This is a genomic window from Microbacterium sp. B19 (assembly GCF_000333395.1).
Lineage (GTDB): Bacteria > Actinomycetota > Actinomycetes > Actinomycetales > Microbacteriaceae > Microbacterium.
This window is the reverse complement of the sequence record NZ_BADA01000373.1, coordinates 1-1,337: the sequence shown is the minus strand read 5'-3', so window position 1 is coordinate 1,337 and position 1,337 is coordinate 1. Positions and strand designations below refer to the sequence as shown.

Sequence of the window (1,337 nt, the reverse complement as noted above, 5' to 3'; positions counted from 1 at the left end):
AAGCGGATGTTGAAGCCGTGCGCGAAGGCGAGCGTCTTGCCCTCGGTGAGCTTGTCCTTGATGGAGTCGGCGTAGATCGAACGCTGGTGCTGGTCGGGCGCCAGGATCATGATCAGGTCGGCCCACTCGGTCGCGTCGGCGACGTTCTTGACCTCGAAGCCATCCTCCTGCGCCTTGGCGGTGGACTTGGAGCCGTCCTTGAGGGCGATGACGACCTCGACGCCCGAGTCGCGGAGGTTCTGCGCGTGCGCGTGACCCTGCGAGCCGTAGCCGACGATCGCGACCTTCTTGCCCTGGATGATCGAGAGGTCGGCGTCGTCGTCGTAGAAGATCTCTGCCATGGGGATGCTTTCTCCTTGAATACAGGTCCCGCGACGGGACCGGGGGTGTGTGGAAAAGGGTGGGAGGTTTCAGCCGCGCAGGACGCGCTCGGTGATGCTCTTGCCGCCGCGGCCGACGGCCAGGAGGCCCGACTGCGCGAGCTCCTTCACGCCGAACGGCTCGATGGCCTTGAGGAAGGCGCCGACCTTGCCCGAGTCACCGGTGATCTCGATGACGAGGGCGTCGGGTGCGTAGTCGACCACCGACGCGCGGAAGAGGTTCACGACCTCGAGCACGTGCGAACGGCTGGCGTTGTCGGCGCGCACCTTCACGAGCACGTGCTCGCGCTGCACCGAGCTGGCGGGGTCGAGCTCGACGATCTTGATGACGTTGATGAGCTTGTTCAGCTGCTTCGTCACCTGCTCGAGGGGCAGACCCTCGACGTCGACGACCACCGTGATGCGGGACAGACCCGGCACCTCGGTGACGCCCACGGCGAGCGATTCGATGTTGAAGCCGCGACGGGCGAACAGGCCCGCGACGCGGGTGAGCAGACCGGGCTTGTCCTCGACGAGGAGACTCAGAACGTGACGAGACATCTCAGTCCTCCTGTTCGGCGAAGGCGGGCGAGTGATCGCGGGCGTACTGGACGTAGCTGTTGCTGACGCCCTGCGGGACCATCGGCCACACCATGGCATCCGCGCTCACGACGAAGTCGATCACGACGGGACGGTCGTTGGTGTCGAGCGCGAGCTGGATGGCCGCGTCGATCTCGTCCTCCTTCTCGACCCGGATCGCGAGGCATCCGTACGCCTCGGCCAGCTTCACGAAGTCCGGGATGCGACGCGTCCCGTGCCCCGTGTTGAGGTCGGTGTTGGAGTGGCGACCGTCGAAGAACAGTGTCTGCCACTGGCGCACCATACCCAGCGACGAGTTGTTGATGATCGCGAACTTGATCGGGATGTCGTTGATCACGCAGGTCGCGAGCTCTTGGTTGGTCATCTGGAAGCAGCCGT

3 protein-coding genes are annotated in these 1,337 nt (G+C 65.0%); all 3 read right to left on the bottom strand.

Going from position 1 to position 1,337, the window contains the following annotated elements; all coding sequences use genetic code 11:
* Nucleotides 1-341 (bottom strand): NAD(P)-dependent oxidoreductase (locus I5G_RS22460; protein ID WP_036328211.1); only part of this gene is annotated, 341 nt, incomplete at its 3' end.
* 69 nt (nucleotides 342-410) lie between these two features.
* A complete protein-coding gene (ilvN, locus tag I5G_RS13350; RefSeq protein ID WP_022879503.1) occupies nucleotides 411-920 on the bottom strand; it encodes an acetolactate synthase small subunit in 510 nt (169 codons plus the stop codon).
* A gap of 1 nt (nucleotide 921) precedes the next feature.
* On the bottom strand, nucleotides 922-1,337 hold a 416-nt coding region (locus tag I5G_RS22455; protein ID WP_036328208.1), incomplete at its 5' end, for a thiamine pyrophosphate-dependent enzyme.